General features: G+C 61.4%; 17 protein-coding genes and 3 pseudogenes. 14 read left to right on the top strand and 6 right to left on the bottom strand.

The genetic code is table 11. The features are described from left to right. Positions 1–88 precede the first annotated feature (88 nt). Both CYR55_RS19025 and CYR55_RS19020 read left to right on the top strand, forming a co-directional pair. Positions 89–418, top strand: a pseudogene (locus CYR55_RS19025) (ribonuclease domain-containing protein); the annotation flags it as partial. Between the two features lie 4 nt (positions 419–422). Then, a complete protein-coding gene (locus CYR55_RS19020; protein ID WP_072931676.1) occupies positions 423–692 on the top strand; it encodes a barstar family protein in 270 nt (89 codons plus the stop codon). Between the two features lie 92 nt (positions 693–784). On the opposite strand, the gene yjgA is transcribed toward CYR55_RS19020, so the two are convergent. After that, on the bottom strand, positions 785–1,336 hold the full coding sequence (gene yjgA, locus CYR55_RS19015) for a ribosome biogenesis factor YjgA (protein WP_101817922.1): 552 nt from the start codon (positions 1,334–1,336) through the stop codon (positions 785–787). 286 nt (positions 1,337–1,622) lie between these two features. Between yjgA and pmbA the strand changes: the two genes are divergently transcribed. The 12 genes and pseudogenes from pmbA to CYR55_RS18960 form a co-directional block, all read left to right on the top strand. Then, positions 1,623–2,963 (top strand): metalloprotease PmbA, encoded by a 1,341-nt coding sequence (pmbA, locus tag CYR55_RS19010; RefSeq protein ID WP_101817921.1) that lies wholly within the window; start codon positions 1,623–1,625, stop codon positions 2,961–2,963. Positions 2,964–3,215: 252 nt separating this feature from the next. Then, positions 3,216–3,536, top strand: a complete 321-nt coding sequence (locus tag CYR55_RS19005) for a glycine dehydrogenase (RefSeq protein WP_277622345.1) — start codon at positions 3,216–3,218, stop codon at positions 3,534–3,536. 18 nt (positions 3,537–3,554) lie between these two features. Beyond that, positions 3,555–3,920: a glycine-rich SFCGS family protein gene (locus CYR55_RS19000; protein ID WP_101817920.1), complete on the top strand. Its 366-nt coding sequence runs from the start codon at positions 3,555–3,557 to the stop codon at positions 3,918–3,920. Then, a complete protein-coding gene (locus CYR55_RS18995; RefSeq protein ID WP_101817919.1) occupies positions 3,917–4,213 on the top strand; it encodes a DUF4312 family protein in 297 nt (98 codons plus the stop codon). Before CYR55_RS19000 ends, CYR55_RS18995 begins: the two co-directional genes overlap by 4 nt. Positions 4,214–4,241: 28 nt before the next feature. Beyond that, positions 4,242–5,018, top strand: a complete 777-nt coding sequence (locus tag CYR55_RS18990; protein ID WP_101817918.1) for a DUF4311 domain-containing protein — start codon at positions 4,242–4,244, stop codon at positions 5,016–5,018. A gap of 2 nt (positions 5,019–5,020) precedes the next feature. Beyond that, positions 5,021–5,695: a DUF4310 family protein gene (locus CYR55_RS18985; RefSeq protein ID WP_101817917.1), complete on the top strand. Its 675-nt coding sequence runs from the start codon at positions 5,021–5,023 to the stop codon at positions 5,693–5,695. A gap of 11 nt (positions 5,696–5,706) precedes the next feature. After that, positions 5,707–6,840 (top strand): amidohydrolase/deacetylase family metallohydrolase, encoded by a 1,134-nt coding sequence (locus CYR55_RS18980; RefSeq protein WP_101817972.1) that lies wholly within the window; start codon positions 5,707–5,709, stop codon positions 6,838–6,840. A 19-nt stretch (positions 6,841–6,859) separates the two neighbouring features. Further along, positions 6,860–7,975, top strand: coding sequence for a DgaE family pyridoxal phosphate-dependent ammonia lyase (locus tag CYR55_RS18975; RefSeq protein WP_101817971.1), 1,116 nt, complete (start codon positions 6,860–6,862; stop codon positions 7,973–7,975). Further along, positions 7,972–8,721 carry a 2-dehydro-3-deoxy-phosphogluconate aldolase gene (gene dagF, locus CYR55_RS18970; protein ID WP_101817916.1) on the top strand — a complete coding sequence of 250 codons (750 nt, stop codon included), beginning with the start codon at positions 7,972–7,974 and terminating at the stop codon, positions 8,719–8,721. Before CYR55_RS18975 ends, dagF begins: the two co-directional genes overlap by 4 nt. A 60-nt stretch (positions 8,722–8,781) precedes the next feature. Next, on the top strand, positions 8,782–9,912 hold the full coding sequence (locus CYR55_RS18965) for a lactonase family protein (RefSeq protein WP_101817970.1): 1,131 nt from the start codon (positions 8,782–8,784) through the stop codon (positions 9,910–9,912). Between the two features lie 50 nt (positions 9,913–9,962). Next, positions 9,963–10,476, top strand: a pseudogene (locus CYR55_RS24250) (BglG family transcription antiterminator); the annotation flags it as partial. A gap of 92 nt (positions 10,477–10,568) precedes the next feature. Beyond that, positions 10,569–11,879 (top strand): annotated as a pseudogene (locus CYR55_RS18960) (BglG family transcription antiterminator); the annotation flags it as partial. Here CYR55_RS18960 and npr read toward each other — a convergent pair. The 5 genes from npr to rpoN all read right to left on the bottom strand — a co-directional run bounded on the left by npr (position 11,876) and on the right by rpoN (position 15,390). After that, the gene (gene npr / locus CYR55_RS18955; RefSeq protein ID WP_101817915.1) at positions 11,876–12,148 is read right to left on the bottom strand and encodes a PTS phosphocarrier protein NPr; all 273 of its coding nucleotides are present in this window, start codon (positions 12,146–12,148) and stop codon (positions 11,876–11,878) included. The pseudogene CYR55_RS18960 and the gene npr sit on opposite strands and share 4 nt — an antisense overlap. Continuing rightward, on the bottom strand, positions 12,145–12,999 hold the full coding sequence (gene rapZ / locus CYR55_RS18950) for an RNase adapter RapZ (RefSeq protein WP_072931701.1): 855 nt from the start codon (positions 12,997–12,999) through the stop codon (positions 12,145–12,147). The genes npr and rapZ overlap by 4 nt, the downstream gene beginning before the upstream one ends. Positions 13,000–13,071: 72 nt before the next feature. Continuing rightward, positions 13,072–13,548 carry a PTS IIA-like nitrogen regulatory protein PtsN gene (gene ptsN / locus CYR55_RS18945; protein WP_175558180.1) on the bottom strand — a complete coding sequence of 159 codons (477 nt, stop codon included), beginning with the start codon at positions 13,546–13,548 and terminating at the stop codon, positions 13,072–13,074. 97 nt (positions 13,549–13,645) lie between these two features. Next, the gene (gene hpf, locus CYR55_RS18940; protein ID WP_072931703.1) at positions 13,646–13,933 is read right to left on the bottom strand and encodes a ribosome hibernation promoting factor; all 288 of its coding nucleotides are present in this window, start codon (positions 13,931–13,933) and stop codon (positions 13,646–13,648) included. Between the two features lie 23 nt (positions 13,934–13,956). Next, positions 13,957–15,390: an RNA polymerase factor sigma-54 gene (gene rpoN, locus CYR55_RS18935; protein WP_101817914.1), complete on the bottom strand. Its 1,434-nt coding sequence runs from the start codon at positions 15,388–15,390 to the stop codon at positions 13,957–13,959. Positions 15,391–15,411 lie beyond the last annotated feature (21 nt).

Raw genomic sequence — 15,411 nt, 5'->3', positions numbered from 1 at the left:
ACCGGCTGCCTGGGTAGCCGGGCTGTTTATCGTGGTGGCGGGTGCACTGGCGTTACGCGCCACCCCGGCACCGGCCGGTGAACCGGTAGAGCAACTCACCGCGCAGCAGCGGGTGGTGACATATCTGCATCAGCACCAGCGCCTGCCGGACTACTACCTGACCAAACGTCAGGCGCGGGAGCAGGGCTGGGATGCCCACGCCGGGAACCTGTGCCGGGTGCTGCCGGGCAAGGCCATCGGCGGTGACCGGTTCAGTAACCGGGAAAAAGCGCTGCCGGTGCAGCCGGGCCGGGTGTGGCGCGAGGCGGATGTCAATTACCGCTGCGGCCATCGCGGCAGCGACCGGCTGCTCTATTCCAGCGACGGGTTAATCTACCTGACGCGCGATCACTATAAAAATTTCATCAGGATGGAGTAAGTGCATGGGGAAAGTGGTTTTCGACTTTAATCAGATACCGGATCTGCCCCGGTTTTACGGCGAATTTGCGCGGGAGTTTGCGCTGGGCGACGGTTTTGGGGCAAATCTGGATGCGCTGTGGGATGTGGTGACAGGCCGCCTTGGGCTGCCGGTGGAGATTGAGTTCGTCAACCTGAATGCACGCAAGAAGCGACGTTTCGGCGCCCTGGTGCTGCTGTTTGAAGAGGCGGAGGAGGAGCTGGAAGGCGGGCTGCGTTTTAACATTCGTCAATAACACTGGCACCCCTGGCTCCCTGCCGGAAACCCCGCGGCCGGGCCGGCCACAGGGCGGGTTCCTCCCCCGGCCGGCAGCTCCCGGTGTGGGGGTTAGCGGTCCTGGGCTTCGGCCAGGTCGCGCAGGTACTGGAAAATCTGGCGGAACGCTTTCGGCGGCTTGTTGGCGGCTTTCTCTTTCTGGGCATTACGCACCAGCGCCCGCAACTGCTGGCGGTCAGCGTCCGGGTAGAGTGCCAGCACGTCCGGCACGGCGTCATCACCCTCTTCAACCAGGCGGTCGCGCAGCCCTTCCAGTTTATGGAACAGGGAAACCTGCTGGTTGTGGCGGTTTTTCAGCTTGTCGAGGGCGGTCTGGATCGGCTCCGGATCGCGGGCGCGCAGCATTTTGCCGATCAGCTGCAACTGGCGGCGGCGGCCCTCTTTCTTGATGCGTTGCGCCAGTTCGATCGCGGCGCGCAGGTCTTCATCCAGCGGGATTTTGTCGAGCGCGTTTTTGCCGAGCTCCATCAGCTCCGCGCCCAGGTCTTTCAGCGCTTCGGCATCACGTTTAATTTCGCTTTTGCTGACCCAGATAATCTCGTCGTCTTCTTCGTTTTCATTCTCAGGGACGTCGTCGAGCCAGTCTTCGTGTGGTTTGTTCATGGGGACTCCAAAAAAAGAGGCTAATCCTATCAGGTTGTCGGCGTGGATCGCCAGCGACAGCCGGATTTAGCAGCAAAGATCGCGCCCACAGCCCGGTAATTATGGCGCAAGGCGGCGCGGATTGTGGGCAAAGATGCCGGGCGGATTGGCGGCCGCCATCAATTTGTGTGAATCTCTGTTAGACTCAAGCCTATCAATCAGGTGTAAAACGCCGTGGACGTGGAGCGGGAACCCAGGCGAACCCAGCCGGTTTCCGGACGATTATCTCATTAATTATGGCAGATCGATGAAAGTAGTCACTCAAGTTGCAGAGCAACGTAAAACGCTGGAACAGGCGGTCGCCCGCGCGCTGGAACTGGCAAAAGCCGGGGCCGATCAGGCTGAAGTGGCCGTCAGTAAATCCACCGGGATAAGCGTCAGCACCCGGTTTGGCGACGTGGAGAACGTGGAGTTCAACAGCGATGGCGCGCTGGGCATCACCGTGTACTGGCAGAACCGCAAGGGCAGTGCCTCCTCCACCGATCTCAGCCCGGAGGCGATCAGCCGCACGGTGCAGGCGGCGCTGGACATCGCCCGCTATACCTCGCCGGACCCGTACGCCGGGGCGGCCGATCCCGAATTGCTGGCCTTTGAGGCGCCGGATCTCGATTTGTTCCACCCCACCGAGCTGGACGCCGAGCGCGCCATCGAGCTGGCGGCACGGGCGGAACAAGCGGCGCTTTCAGCAGACAAACGCATCACCAACAGTGAAGGCGGCAGCTTCAACAGCCACGTCGGCATTAAGGTGTTCGGCAACAGCCACGGCATGTTGCAGAGCTACTGTTCCAGCCGCCATTCGATGTCGAGCTGCGTGATTGCCGAGCACAACGGCGACATGGAGCGCGACTACGCCTACACCATCGGCCGCGCGATTGACGACCTGCAAAGCCCGGAGTGGGTCGGGGAGGAGTGCGCCCGCCGCACGCTCTCCCGCCTGTCACCGCGCAAACTGCCGACCATGAAAGCGCCGGTGCTGTTCGCCTCTGAAGTGGCGACCGGCCTGTTCGGCCACCTGGTCGGCGCGATCAGCGGCGGCAGCATCTACCGCAAATCGAGCTTCCTGCTCGACAGCCTGGGCAAACAGATCCTGCCGGAATGGCTGACGATTGAGGAGCACCCGCACCTGTTGAAGGGGCTGGCCTCCACGCCGTTCGACAGCGAAGGGGTACGCACCGCGCGCCGTGACATCGTGAAAGACGGCATCCTGCAAACCTGGCTGATGACCAGCTACTCGGCGCGCAAACTCGGCCTGAAAAGCACCGGCCATGCGGGCGGCATCCATAACTGGCGCATTGCCGGGCAGGGGCACGACTTCACCGCCATGCTGAAACAGCTCGGCACCGGCCTGATGGTCACGGAACTGATGGGCCAGGGTGTCAGCGGCGTCACCGGCGACTACTCGCGCGGCGCGTCCGGCTTCTGGGTAGAGAACGGCGAGATCCAGTACCCGGTGAGCGAGATCACCATTGCCGGTAACCTGAAAGAGATGCTGCGTAACATCGTCAGCGTCGGCAGTGACATCGAAACCCGCAGCAACATCCAGTGCGGCTCGGTGCTGTTGCCGGAGATGAAAATCGCCGGCGAATAACCTCCGCGTTATCGTTAAAACGGACTGTCCCGGCAGTCCGTTTTTTATTTCCCCTTCCCCTCACTGATTTGCTGAATTCGTGGTTTTGCGAATTGGATCTTTCCTGCCCATTTCATTTCCAGTTTGAACTGGAAAAAGTGCGTCTACACACTGCGCGCCGCTGCGCGTAGGGTAAAGCCATCACCCCAGAATAACCGGCAGGGAGAAGGCGCCGTGAAGAATGAAACCGCACCGGGTAATGATGCCCTCAGGGTGAATACCGCTGAAGCGAATATCAGAACGCAACAGGTTCTGGCGGAAATAATGGCATTGCTCAGCCGTAAGGCTATTTACCCCAATGCCGTGCAGCAGCAGATGCTGGATTCCCATATCCGCGCCATGGTATTGCGCTCACTCACCGGTGAACCGCTGCCGGAAGTGGAAAAAGATCTGTTTGAGGATATTTCTGCTGACTCCATGGAAATGGCGGAACAGGTAGTGGAGAGCGTCGGTAATTTGCCGATTGAAGAGGCCTATTTGCTCTCCGTGCATTTTGAAGTAGCCAAAGAAAATACCCGCGAAAATAACCTTTAATTGAATCAGGGGATAACAATGGATATTACCGTAGTGATTGGTGACCGGCTGGGCAAAGGGCAGAAAGTCGCGCAGGGCGTGGAAGCCGCAGGCGGCCGGGCCGTGGTGGTACCGGGCATGGCCGCAGACATGCGGCTGGGCGATGTGATGAAAGCGGAAGGCGCGACCTTCGGCATCTCGTTTTGCGGCAGCGGCGGTGCCGGGGCTATTACCGCACAAAATAAATATGGTTATAAAGCCAAACACGGAATGCGCTCGGTGGATGAGGGTGTCACCGCCATTAATGAAGGCTGCACGGTATTAGGCTTCGGTTTTATGGATAAAGAGGAACTGGGCCAGAAACTGGTGGAAGCCTGGCGCAAAAAATTCGGCCAGACGCCATGAAACAACTGTATACCACCACGGTTCAGGTACAGGGAAAAGGGAATACCAAAGCGGCCGCCTTTTCTGCTGCATTAAACCAGGTGCAGCAGGCGGTAATGAATTCCACGGAGACAATTTTGCTGCGCATTGAGCCGCAGGATCTCCGGGTAATAAGCGCGGAAGAGAAAATAACGCAGGAGAAATTCCTGTTTTTCTTTCTGCCGCGTGAAAAGCGGCATTATGCCGTGACGCTGGATATTACGGTCAACGTTACCGCCATTAATACCGGGCTGGTCACGTTCGCCACCCTATAAACAGCTGGGCGAGAGATAAGGAGTCCTGATGTTTTTTATTATTTTGCTTAAGTCGCTGATTATCGGCGGGCTGGTGGGGATCGGTGTGGGAGCCGGGGCGGCGCGGATGTTCCATGCGCCCACCGTGCAGGGCATGGGCGCATTCCGCACCCTGGGCGAGCTGAACGCCTGCGAGGGCGATCCGGCGTCACACTTCTCCTTCGGCCTCGGCTTCTTCTTTAACGCCTGGGCCTCCTCCGTGGCGGCCGGGGCCTTCACCCAGGATGTTGACCACCGCATCATCCCCAACTGGGGGGCGGCGGCGATCATGATGAAAAACCGCAACCTGGCGGAAACCCTGCACGACCCGCGCAAAATGGCGCTGGCCTGCGGGCTTATCGGCATGGTGGTGGTGGCGTTCCTCAATACCACCGCCTCGGCGGTGCCGGCGGCGCTTCAGGTCACGGCGGTGAAAGTGCTGGTACCGGCCGCCAACCTGCTGGTGAACACCGTGATGCCGGTGATCTTCTGGCTGGCAGCCATTGATGCCGGCCGCCGCTCCGGCTTCTGGGGCACGGTGTTCGGCGGGCTGGCGCAGCTGATCATGGGCAATGCGGTACCGGGGCTGGTACTCGGCATCCTGATCGGCAAGGGCGTGGAGGAGAGCGGCTGGAACCGCGTCACCAAAATCATGATGGCGGTGATTGTGCTGCTGTTTGTGCTGAGCGGCTTCTTCCGCGGCTTTGATATGAAGCTGCTGCAATCCTTCACCCTTGGCGTGCCGGGCTGGCTCGACCACATCCACAACACTCTGAGCGGGAAATAATCATGACGACCCTTATCACCGAAAAAGTGGAACCGCAGGAGAAAACCGGGTTCTGGTATGCCGACTGGTCTTTCCCAATCTTCGTCGGCTTGCTCTCCTCCGGGGTGTTTGCCGGTACCCACATGTACTACCTCTACGGCATCGGCGCGTTCAACGAAGTGGCCTTTGTCTCGATGCTGCGCGCCGGGATGGACACCGGCGTCTACGGCGCGGTGGCCGCGTTCGGGGCCAGCTTCCTGTTCGCCCGCATCATTGAAGGCTCGCTGGTGGGGGTGCTGGACATCGGCGGCGCGGTGCAGACCGGCGTCGGGCTGGGCATTCCGGCGCTGCTGCTCGGTGCAGGCATCGTCTTCCCGGTGGAGAACTTTATCGCTTCGCTGATCACCGGGCTGGTGGCCGGGCTGGCGATTGGCTACCTGATTATCCTGGCGCGCAAATTCACCATCAACCAGAGCAACTCCACCTACGGCGCGGATGTGATGATGGGCGCGGGCAACACCTCCGGGCGCTTCCTCGGGCCGTTGATCATCCTGTCAGCGATCGCCGCCTCGATCCCGATCGGCATCGGGTCGCTGCTGGGGGCGCTGCTGTTCTACCTCTGGCAGAAACCGATCACCGGCGGGGCAATCCTCGGCGCGATGATCTTCGGTGCCATTTTCCCGGTGACGCTTTCCTGATGGCGGGTGAAATGAGGGATCTGATCCTGCGCCGGGCGCGGCTGCCGGATGGCAGCGTGACGGATCTGGCGGTGCAGAACGGCCGGATCGCCGCGCTGGGCACGTTGCCGGAGGCGATGGCGGCGGAAAAAACCGTGGATCTGGCGGGCCGGGTTTACCTCAGCGCCGGCTGGATCGACAGCCATGTGCACTGCTACCCGGCCTCGCCGATCTACCACGACGAGCCGGATCGCGTCGGCATCGACGGCGGCGTCACCACCGTGGTGGATGCGGGCAGCACCGGGGCGGATCAGGTCGGAGATTTCCACCGCCTGACGCGCACGGCGCGCACGCAGGTGCTGGCGCTGCTGAATATCGCCCGTACCGGCATCGTGACGCAGAACGAGCTGGCCGACATGGCGCAGATCGACGCGGCAGCGGTGAAACAGGCGATTGGCGACTACCCCGGGTTTATCGTCGGGCTGAAAGCGCGCATGAGCAGCAGCGTGGTGGGGCAGAACGGCCTGCGGCCGCTGATCCGCGCCAAGCAGATCCAGCATGACAATGGCGATCTGCCGCTGATGGTGCACATCGGCAACGATCCGCCCGATCTGGACGGCATCGCTGATCTGCTCACCTCGGGTGACATCATCACCCACTGCTACAACGGCAAACCGAACCGCATCCTGACGCCGGAAGGCGCGCTGCGTGGCGCGGTGCGCGAGGCGCTGGATCGCGGCGTGCGGCTGGATGTCGGCCACGGCAGCGCCAGCTTCAGCTTTGCGGTGGCGCGGCAGGCGATTGCGCTCGGCATTCTGCCGCACACCATCAGCTCCGATATTTACTGCCGCAACCGCCTGCACGGGCCGGTACACAGCCTGGCGGCGGTGATGTCCAAATTTCTGGCAATTGGCATGACACTGCCGCAGGTGATTGACTGCGTGACGGTAAACGCCGCCGACGCACTGAAACTCACCGGGCGCGGGCGGCTGGCGGTAGGGGAAACGGCCGATCTCACGCTGTTTACCCTCAGTGACGCGCCACAGGTGTATGCCGATTCTGACGGTGCCGCCGTGAATGCACCGCAGCACCTGGTGCCGCTGGCGGCAGTGGTCGCCGGGGCGCTCTATCCAACTCAAGAAGGGAATGCCTATCATGTCTTCTGAAGCCCTGTCTGATAACAACATCACCTCACCCTACGAAAAATATCAGCTGAAACAGGTGATCAACGCCTCCGGCCGCATGACGATCCTCGGCGTCTCGACGCCGGAACCGGCGGTGGCCGCGGCGGTGAATTACGGCCTCGGCCACTTTTTCGAGATGAAAGATCTGGTGGTGAAAACCGGTGCCTATATTGCCGGGCTGCTGAACGTGGAGGATGCGGTGATCGTCTCCTGCGCTTCGGCCGGGATCGCACAGTCGGTGGCGGCAACGATCGTCAAAGAGAGCGATCACCTGCTGGTCAACCTGCACAGCGCCGCCCATGAGGTGCCGCACGAGATTGTGCTGCCGAAAGGGCATAACGTGAATTTCGGCGCGCCGGTCGGCACCATGGTGGCGCTGGGGGGCGGAAAGGTGGTGGAAGCCGGGTACGCCAACGAGTGCTCAGCGGCGCAGTTGGCCGCCGCCATTACCCCGCGCACGGCGGCGCTGCTCTACATCAAATCACACCACTCGGTGCAGAAAAGTATGCTGACGGTCGCCGAGGCGGCGGAAGTGGCGCACCGCCACCAGTTGCCGCTGATTGTGGATGCGGCCGCAGAAGAGGATCTCACCTGCTACTACCAGATGGGTGCGGACCTGGTGATCTACAGCGGCGCGAAAGCGCTGGAAGGCCCGTCGAGCGGGCTGGTCATCGGGCGGGCCAACTACGTGGCGTGGGTACGCCGCCAGTCCGAAGGCATCGGCCGGGCGATGAAAGTCGGTAAAGAGGGCATCCTGGGCCTGACCGAAGCGATTGAGCGTTACGTCCGCCGTGCGCCGGTCAGCGGCCAGCAACTGGTGGAGAAAATGACGCCGTTCATCGGGCGCCTCAACACCCTGCCGGGCGTCAGCGCGCGCGTGGTGTGGGACAGCGCCGGGCGCGACATCGCCCGCACTGAAATCGCTTTTGATGAGGCCGCGCTGGGGCTGCGCACCGGTGAGATTGTGCAGCAGCTGAAAACCGGCGAGATCGCCATCTATTTCCGTGGCTACCGTGCCAATGAAGGCAAGATCGAGGTGGATGTACGCAGTGTCACCCCTGATCAACTCACTACCCTCTACACCTGCCTCGCCACCCTGCTGGAGAAACGCCCGTGAAACCGACTTCCTTAACCCCGGATTATTACCGTGACCGCGTCTGCCTGAATGTGCTGGCGGGCAGCAAAGCCAATGCGCAGGCGGTGTATGACGCCGCAGAAGGGCATGTGCTGGTGGGCGTGCTCTCGAAAAATTACCCCGATGTGGCGTCAGCGGTGGCAGATATGCGCGACTACGCGGCGCTGATTAACAATGCCATTTCCGTCGGGCTGGGGGCGGGCGATCCACGCCAGTCAGTGATGGTCGGGCAGATTGCTGCCGCGCTGCAACCGCAGCATGTGAACCAGGTGTTCAGCGGCGTGGGCAGCAGCCGGGCGCTGCTCGGCCAGAGTGACACGGTGGTCAATGGGCTGATTTCGCCCACCGGCCGCGTCGGCTGGGTAACCATCTCCACCGGGCCGCTGAGCAGCGGGCAACCGGCAGCGACGGTGCCGGTAGAAACGGCGATTGCGATGCTGAAAGAGATGGGCGGCAGCTCGGTGAAATATTTCCCGATGGGCGGGCTGGAGACGCGGGAAGAATTCGCGGCCGTAGCGCGCGCCTGTGCGGCGCAGGATTTCTGGCTGGAACCCACCGGCGGCATCGATCTGGAAAACTTCACGCCCATCATGGCGATCGCGCTGGAGGCCGGGGTCAGCAAAATCATCCCGCATATCTACAGTTCCATTATCGACAGCCAGAGCGGCGACACCCGCCCGGCGGCGGTCGCCGACCTGCTGGCGCAACTGCGCGCGCTGGTGGGCTAAGCCTTCTTACACAGGAGAAATGCCGTGAAAACACGCACCGCCCTTTGTCTGGCACTGGCGATGATCAGCGCGCCGCTGTACGCCGATACCGCCCGCTTCGCCTATGTCGGCACCTATAACCCCAACGGCGAGGGCGTCTACCGCTTCGCTGTGAATGCCGCAGACGGCAGCCTCAGTGAGCGGGCGCTGGTCAGCCGCGTCAGCAACCCGGCGCAACTGGTCGCCAACGCCGCAGGCACGCTGCTGTTTGTGGGCAGCGAGGTCGCTGATTTCAACGGCGGGAAACAGGGCGGGCTGAGCGCTTACCGCATCAACCCACAGGACGGCAGTTTAACGCTGCTCAACCAGGTAACGTCTGCCGGGCAGGGGCCGGTCTGGCTGTCGCTGACGCCGGATGAGAAATTCCTGCTGGTGGCAAACTATGTCAGCGGCAGCGTCGCCAGCTTCCCGGTGGCCGCTGACGGCAAACTCGGTGCCGCGGTGTCGGTGCAGCAGCAACAGGGCGAGCCGGGCGCGGCCAGACCGGCCGCGGCAGTGCCGGGGAGTTTCGCCATCAGCGATCATAACGGGCCGCACGCCCATATGATCGAGAGCGATCCCAGCGGGCGTTTCGCCTTCTCCACCGATCTGGGGCTGGACAGGATCTACCAGTGGCGGCGCGATACTAAAACCGGCGCACTGACGCCGAACGATCCGCCGTTTATTCCGGCGGCCTCGCCCGGTGCCGGGCCGCGCCATCTGGTGTTCCACCCGTCGGGCGACACGCTGTTTGTGATTGCCGAAGAGGCCTCGGTGGTGACCAGCTACCGCCTCAACCACGACACCGGCACGCTGACGCCGCTGCACAGCCTCTCGTCGCTGCCGCCGGAGTATCAGGGCACCAGCTTTGCCGCTGGGCTGGTGCTGGGGCGTGACGGCAAAAACCTGTATGTCGCCAACCGCCTGCACAACAGCATCGGCCAGATTGCGGTGACGCCTGAGGGCGGGATGCGCTGGGTCGGTGAAGTGTGGACGCGCGGTGATTACCCCCGCAGCCTGACGCTCGACCCGGCCGGGAAAACTATTTATGTCATGAATCAGAGAAGCGACAACATAACCCGCTTCCGGGTCGATCCGGCGCATGGCACACTGACCTTCGCCGGTGCCTACACGCCGGTCGGCAGCCCGTCCCAGCTGGTTATGGTGCCCTGAGGCAGCGATGCTGCTCCGGTGCGAACAGTCATCTCAACACTGGAAGGATTATGGTGCGGTTTCCCTATCAACGTCTGGCCCATCTGTTTGATGCATTGCAGGATGAGATCCTGCCGCAGGAGGAGCTGGCAAAGCGCTTTGACGTCTCCACCCGCACCGTGCGGGCGGACATCACGGCACTTAATGAGATCCTGGTCAGGTATGGCGCGCAGTTTGTGCATACGCGCGGCAGCGGTTACCAGCTGCGGGTGGAGGATGCGGCCCGCTTCAGTGCGCTGCGCCAGCCCGCAGCGGCTGCGCCGCAAATCCCGCGCACGGCCGCCGACCGGGCGACCTGCCTGCTGGTGCGCTTTCTCACCTCGCCATTTTCGCTGAAGCTCGAAGATCTGGCCGATGAGTGGTACGTGAGCCGCGGCACGCTGCAAAACGACATGGCCGAGGTGCGGGAGCATCTCAGCCGCTACCCGCTGACGATTGAAACCAAACCGCGCTACGGCATGAAGCTGTTCGGCAGCGAGGTGGCGATCCGCGCCTGCCTGACCGACCTGCTGTTCCAGCGGCAGGATGAACACAGCGCCGGGCTGCTGCATTCGCCCACGGTGCTGGCGGTGGCGCAGATGCCGGCGCTGGCCGCCGCGCTGCATCAGGGGTTATCTCAGGCGGGGATCCGCCTCACCGACGAAGGCGAGCACTATCTGGCGCTCTACTGCGCTGTGGCGCTCCGGCGCATCCGTGACGGCTACCCGCTCTCCGATTTCCAGGCCGACGAGGGGGATGAGCCGGTGCGGCAGGTCTCCTCGGCGCTGGCGGCCCAGCTGCGCCAGTGGGCGGGAAAGGAGATCGCCCCGGCCGAGGAGGCGTATCTGCGGGTGAATATTGCCGCGCGGCGCGTCCAGGCGGTGCAGCCCACCGAGATCAACGCCGACGATGAAGAGGCGCTGGTGGATTACCTGCTCTCCTACATCAATGCGCACTATAACTATGATTTGCAGGGCGATGAGCAGCTGCGCGCCGACCTGCTGACGCACATCAAGACCATGATTACCCGGGTGAAATACCAGATCGCCATCCCGAACCCGCTGCTGGCCAACATCAAACAGCACTACCCGATGGCGTATGACGTCACGCTGGCGGCCATCTCCAGCTGGGGAAAATATACCCCCTACAGCCTGAGCGAAAATGAGATCGGTTTTCTGGTGCTGCATATCGGCGTCGGGCTGGAGCGGCACTACAACATCGGCTACCAGCGCCACCCGCAGGTGCTGCTGGTGTGCGACACCGGCAACTCCACCATCCGCATGATTCAGGCGCAGGTCAGCCGCAAGTACCCGCACCTGGTGATCACCCGCATTATTACGCTGCGTGACTATGAGCAGCTCAGCCAGATCGACGAGGATTTTGTGATCTCCACGGCGCGGCTGGCAGAGCGCAATAAGCCGGTGGTGGTGATGTCACCGTTCCCCACGGAATTTCAGCTGGAGCAGCTCGGCAAGCTGGTGCTGGTGGATCGCACCCGCCCCTATATGCTGGAGAAATTCTTTGATGCCGGGCATTTTTTAATCCTCGACCAGCCGCTGAGCCAGGAGGCGCTGTTCCGCCGGGTGTGCGGCCAGCTGGAGCAGGAAGGGGTGGTGGACGGCGATTTCTACGCCTCGGTCACGGAGCGCGAGGCGATTGTCTCTACCATGCTGGGCGAGGGCATCGCGTTGCCGCATGCGCTGGGGTTACAGGCGAAAAAAACGGTGGTGGTGACGGTGCTCTGCCCGCCGGGCATCGCCTGGGGGCAGGGGGAGACCGCGCAGGTGATTTTCCTGCTGGCGATCAGCAAAGCGGATTATGAGGAGGCGATGGCGATCTACGACCTATTCGTTACTTTTGTGCGTGAGCGCTCGGCCAGCCGGTTGCTCGGCAGCCGCGATTTCGCCAGCTTCAAGGCCATCGCCGGCGAAAGCCTGAGCCGGATTTAATCTTCGTCGAAGCCGGAGTTGAACAGCTCGACCACCGCGTTCAGCGCATTGACTTCGTCCGGGCCGGTGGCCTCGATCTCGATACGCTGCCCTTTGGGCGAGTCGAGCATCAGCAGGGCGATCACGCTGCTCGCCTCCGCCTCGATACCCGCATCATTGCGCAGCATGACCTCGGCGTCGAAGCTCTGCACCAGCTCAAACAGTTTCATCGCCGGCCGGGCGTGCATGCCGAGCCGGTTTTTGATCTCCACCGTGTGTTTCACCGTCATAATTTACGTTTTTCCAGCGTGCGATGGCGGGATTGCACGTTCTTCCCGCGTGAACGGAAATAATCCGCCAGTTGCTCAGCCACATACACCGAACGGTGCTTGCCGCCGGTGCAGCCGATGGCGACGGTGAGGTAACTGCGGTTATTGGTTTCGAGCATCGGCAGCCACTGTTCAAGGTAGCTGCGCGTCTGGTAGATGAAGTTATGTACTTCCGTATGCCGGTCAAGGAAGGCGGCAACCGGGCGATCCAGGCCGGTCATCGGGCGCAGTTTCGGGTCCCAGTGCGGGTTGGGCAGGAAGCGCACGTCAAACACGTAGTCGGCATCAATCGGAATGCCGTGCTTGAAGCCAAAGGACTCAAACACCATGGTCAGCTCGCGCTCGCGTTTGCCCAGCAGGCGGGTGCGCAGCATCTCGGCCAGCTCATGCACTGACATCTCCGAGGTGTCGATCAGCAGGTCAGCGCGTGAGCGCAACGGTTCCAGCAGCTCGTTCTCCTCATCAATGGCACTCTCCAGCGACAGGTTGCGGGCGGAGAGGGGATGCAGGCGGCGGGTATCACTGTAACGGCGGATCAGGGTATTGCGGTCGGCATCAAGGAACAGCAGTTGCGGTGAAAAGCTCTCCGGCAGCTGGGACATGGCGTGCTCAAAGATTTCCGGTGTTTCCGGCATGTTGCGCACGTCAATGCTGACGGCGGCTGAGGTGTTGCGCTCTACCAGGGCATGCGCCAGCTGCGGCAGCAGAACCACCGGCAGGTTATCGACGCAGTAAAAGCCCATATCTTCAAGCGCGCGCAAGGCAACAGATTTACCCGAACCGGAACGGCCGCTGACTATCATCAGCACCATGTGTCACTCCCCCTGGCAATTCACTCTTGGCATGTTAATTACCGGCGCCGGCAGTAGGGCCCGGCCCGCCGGCTATTCGGTAATGATCTGGTACAGCTCTTCGTCACTCTGGGCGGCACGCAACCGGCGGCAGACGTTTTTGTCCGCCAGCCGTTTTGCTACCAGCGACAGGGTATGTAAGTGGGTTTTGCATTGGTCAGCCGGCACCAGCAGGGCAAACAGCAGATCTACCGGCTGGTTATCGATGGCGTCAAACGGGATCGGCTGATCGAGGCGGATAAAGACCCCCACCGCGCGCAGCGTATCCTCCTCCAGCTTGCCGTGGGGGATCGCGATGCCGCTGCCGATGCCGGTACTGCCCATCCGCTCGCGGGTCAGCACCGCCTCGAACACCACCTGCGGGGGCAGGCTGAGCTGTTTGGCGGCCAGTTCGCTGACGATTTCCAGGGCGCGTTTCTTGCTGGAGCAGTGGACGCCGCTTTTGGTGCACTCTGCGCTGAGCACAGTGCTTAACTGCATAACCGTATCGTTTATCATCTCATCTTTCACTTAAGCGCTCGGGTCACGCCTGAAGGCTTATCGGCCCGTTACCGCAGGGCAACGAGCCGATTGTCAGGCGATGTAGCGCAACTGGCTACAGTGAGTGTCAGTGCTGTTTTAGCTTGTCTTTGTGTTTATTGAGCTGCCGGGACAGCTTGTCAATCAGGCCGTCAATGGCCGCGTACATGTCTTCATGTTCCGAGGTGGCGTGCAACTCGCCTCCATTCACGTGCACCGTTGCTTCGGCAATTTTGTGCACTTTCTCCATGCTGAGAACCACATAGACCTGGTTGATTCTGTCAAAAAACTGCTCAAGTTTGGCAAATTTCGTGGTGACAAAGTCGCGCAGGGGCTCAGTGATTTCAACGTGGTGTCCGGTGATGTTGAGCTGCATAATGTCTTCCTTCTCTGTTTAGGTCAAACCAGTTGTTTACGTTGGTTCGACGGCGGGATGGACAAAGACTCTCGGTATTTTGCAACAGTACGACGGGCCACCATGATGCCCTGATCGGAAAGCAGGGTCGCCAGCTTGCTGTCACTCAGAGGTTTCGCGGGGTTTTCTGCCGCAATTAATTTCTTCACCAGGGCGCGGATGGCGGTAGAAGACGCCTCGCCGCCGCTGTCCGTGCTCACGTGGCTTGAGAAGAAATATTTCAATTCAAAAATGCCGCGCGGGCTGTGCAGAAACTTCTGCGTGGTCACGCGGGAAATTGTGGATTCATGCATATCAACGGCCTGGGCAATGTCCGCCAGCACCATCGGTTTCATGTACTCTTCACCCTTCTCAAAGAAGGCCTGTTGCTGCTCCACGATGCAGCGCGTCACTTTCAGCAGCGTCTCGTTGCGGCTTTCCAGGCTCTTGATCAGCCATTTGGCTTCCTGAAGGTTGCTGCGGATGAACTGGCCGTCGCTGTCGCTGCGGGTGGAACCGCCGAGCGCAGCGTACTGCTGGTTAATCTTGAGCCGCGGCACGCTGTCTGCGTTCAGCTCCACCGTCCAGACGCCCTGGTGTTTGCGCACCAGCACATCCGGGATCACATACTCCGATTCACCGGTGTTGATCGACTGGCCGGGGCGCGGGTCCAGCGACTGGATCAGCTGCATCGCCCCTTTAAGTGTATCCTCTTTTAGCCGGGTCGAACGCATTAAGCTCCTGAAATCGTGATTGCCCAGCAGATCCAGGTGTTCGCTGACAATCAGTTTCGCCTCCGCCAGGTAGGGCAGGCCGGGCACAAACTGCGAGAGCTGGATCAGCAGGCAGTCGCGCAGGTCACGCGCGGCCACGCCGATCGGGTCAAACCGCTGCACGCGTTTCAGCACCGCTTCCACCTCGTCCATGGTGACGTTGTCGTCACCCATGCTTTCGAGGATTTCATCCAGCGTGGCGGTGAGGTAGCCGGTGTCATCCACCGCATCCACAATGGAGGTGGCGATCGCCGCGTCGGTGTCGGAGAAGGGGGTGAGATCCACCTGCCACATCAGGTAATCCTGTAGCGTCTGGGTGGTTTCACCCTGGTAGACCGGCAGCTCATCATCGCTGTAATCGGTGCCGGTGCCGGACGGGGTGCCGGCGGTGTAAATCTCATCCCAGGTGGCATCCAGCGGCAGCTCCTCGGGCATATCTTTCTGCTCAAGGGCTTCGCGGGTGTCGAGGGCTTCGCTGTCGGTGCTCTCTTTGGCGTCGATTTCGTCGTGAATGTCCGTCTGTTCAAGCAGCGGGTTGCTCTCTAATGCCAGTTGGATCTCCTGCTGCAGTTCAAGCGTGGAGAGCTGCAGCAGCCGGATGGCCTGCTGGAGCTGGGGTGTCATGGCCAGTTGCTGGCTAAGCCTGAGTTGCAAACCTTGCTTCATAGAATGGATTCAATGTCCTTA

It is taken from the genome of Chimaeribacter californicus (assembly GCF_002858675.1).
Lineage (GTDB): Bacteria > Pseudomonadota > Gammaproteobacteria > Enterobacterales > Enterobacteriaceae > Chimaeribacter > Chimaeribacter californicus.
The sequence above is the reverse complement of the archived record's forward strand: the minus strand, read 5'-3'. Positions and strand labels throughout refer to the sequence as shown.